Annotated in this window: 2 protein-coding genes, 1 tRNA gene and 1 pseudogene; all 4 read right to left on the reverse strand. The window is 59.3% G+C overall.

What is annotated here, in order from left to right:
• Window positions 1-697: 697 nt before the first annotated feature.
• Window positions 698-1,282, reverse strand: coding sequence for a hypothetical protein (locus VL202_RS09790; RefSeq protein WP_244483855.1), 585 nt, complete (start codon window positions 1,280-1,282; stop codon window positions 698-700).
• 135 nt (window positions 1,283-1,417) lie between these two features.
• Window positions 1,418-1,915 (reverse strand): xanthine phosphoribosyltransferase, encoded by a 498-nt coding sequence (gene gpt, locus VL202_RS09795; protein ID WP_056334843.1) that lies wholly within the window; start codon window positions 1,913-1,915, stop codon window positions 1,418-1,420.
• Window positions 1,916-1,957: 42 nt separating this feature from the next.
• Window positions 1,958-2,042 (reverse strand) — tRNA-Leu (locus tag VL202_RS09800).
• Window positions 2,043-2,119: 77 nt separating this feature from the next.
• Window positions 2,120-2,519, reverse strand: a pseudogene (locus VL202_RS09805) (tyrosine-type recombinase/integrase); the annotation flags it as partial.

Genomic DNA, 2,519 nt, shown 5'->3' on the forward strand with positions numbered 1-2,519 from the left:
AATTCTATCTCGGCATAGGCTGATTGCCCGGCTTTGGTGAAGCGGCGTTCGATCTGCATCGTCCTCGTGTCCTTTGTGTGCCACATGCCCGACCGCATGAAAGCGTCGGCCAAAATTATCCCGCCGAGCCGCGCGGGGGAGGGTCGCGCAGTCCGTTCTTAATGTCCGTTCAACTGTGGAAACGGCGTTCCGCTTCCCTGTATCTTGTGCTGATTTTCGCTGCAAACACTAAATATAGTATCAACAGCTTCCTTACGCCAGCTTTATGTGACGTATCCGGCGGGCGATGAGATCACAAAAAATAACCGTCGCGACCGGCGGACCATCCACCGGGGCGCCTGAAACACAGACGATTTTTCCTGAAACAAACCGGCCTCGTAACTTTCCGGTCCCGCCGCCGCCGCAACGTGAAATCCATTAACGGTATTGAACCCGATTCCGTCAAGGGGTGGTTCATGTCGTATTGATGAACACCAGATGTTGTGTGCCGCGCCTGTGGAAAACGGGGACAGACACCAAATTCAGCAAAATCAGGCGCTTCGCCGGCTTGCCTGAAGCTTGGCCCGACGATGCGGGCCGGTTTTCAAAATTTTACGGGTAAAAATCCACAGGTCGTTCATCATCGCGATCCTCGGCGATAGCCAAGATCGTGGAAATGTGTTGCTGCTCTGATTCTGTGCCCCGGCCAGCGAAAAGGCTATAGCGCGCCGAGATTGATGCCGATCGTGATCGCCCCCAGCGCCGTGCCGGTATCGGGATCGGTGATCGTCATGCTGGCCTGGGATTGCAGCATCTGGGTCGATTCATCCCGCTCCGCCCGATCGACGAACAGGCTGGCGCTTCCGGCACGGTAGGTTTTCTGCCATTTGGGCTCGTCGCCCTGCCAGTAATCGGAACTGACCTCGCTTTGCGCGATGCTGAGCCCCTTTGCGTCCATGATCATGATTTCGGTGATGGCGCCGTTCGAGGCGGCCTGCTTTTCCTTCAGAAATATCGACAGGGGGCTTTTGGCCACGGTCTCGATCAAAGGCTGGGCCGTGCCGGCGCGCTCCTGGCGCCAGGTGGCATCCAGGCGCTCGATATCGGTCGGCGACAGATAGGCGTTCAGCCTGTTCTGGCGCCTCAGTTCCTCGACGATACGCGAATCATTCATCCACGGCCGGATATTCGTCTCGACATAGGCCGTGACCGGGCCGATATGCACATCGCTTGCAACCGAGGGCAGGGCTGCCAGGATGCAGAGGCCCGCGGCGATCATCGGAACCAGGGCCTTGCCTCTCATCACGTCCGGTTCCTCCTGCCTTGGCGACGGCCCCCTGGGGAGCGCGCCGACGATAGAGGCACAGGCATATCAGCAAGGAAAGGCGCGGGAAAGCCGGTCGTCATGCAACCGGCCAGCGGCGACCCGTCGGCGCAGTCAGCCGCGGGCCCCCTTGGCGATCGGCTCCTGGTAGGTAAAGCCCATGTCCCAGGGGAAATAGATCCAGGTGTCCTGGCTGACCTCGGTAACGAAGGTATCGACCTGCGGCCGCCCCTGCGGCTTGGCGTAGACGGCGGCGAAATGCGCCTTCGGCAGCATGGCGCGTACCACGGCGGCCGTCTTGCCGGTGTCGGTGAGGTCGTCGATGATGAGCACGCCTTCGCCGCCATCGGCCGTCAGTTCCGGGGCAATGCCCTTGAGGACCTGCATCTGCCCTTGCGAATCATAGTCGTGGTAGGAGGCGACGCAGACCGTCTCGATCATCCGGATGTTCAACTCGCGGCAGACGATCGCCGCCGGCACCAGCCCGCCGCGCGTAATGCAGACGATCGCCTTCCAGGTTCCGCCATTGTCGGCCAGCCGCCAGGCAAGCGCGCGCGCATCGCGGTGAAACTGATCCCAGGAAACGGGAAAGGCTTTTTCGGGAAGTGACATCTGCGAAGCTCCAGTTGATCGCCGTCGGAATATTTCGTGAAATGGTGCGGACGACGGGGGTCGAACCCGTACGGATCTCTCCGAGGGATTTTAAGTCCCTTGCGTCTACCAGTTTCGCCACGTCCGCCAGTAGGGATTTCAGTATCTTAGACATTTCGATTTTGGAAGCTCTGCACAACGGTTTTTTTGTTGTGCAATCCATGTTCATTTATCGTTCTGGCCGTTGAAGATTTTCATCCGGCCCAATTCCTTTTCGACATGCCGGGTGTAATGCTCACCCATGCGCCGTGAGCGGTCTCCGAGCGCATCCGCGACGATGCCGGTGTCAAAGCCTTGACGCCTGATGGCAGCCGCGTAAGTCACCCGCAGCCCATGCAGGGTGCATCCTTCCCGTATCAGCCCAGCATCCTTCAATGTCGTCAGATAGTCGCTCACCGCGCTCTGCATTGCCTTCTCGTCTTTCCAGGGCAAGCCGTCGCTGTTGAGGCAGATCACCGTTGATTTCCGCTCGAGCGCTTCGAGATGCAGCCGGGTTTCGGCCGCGCACGGGAACCACGACGGCTCACTATTCTTGCGCAGAACGATCGAGAAGGCCTTGCCGGAT

This window comes from Pararhizobium sp. (genome assembly GCF_035497515.1).
GTDB lineage: Bacteria > Pseudomonadota > Alphaproteobacteria > Rhizobiales > Rhizobiaceae > Pararhizobium.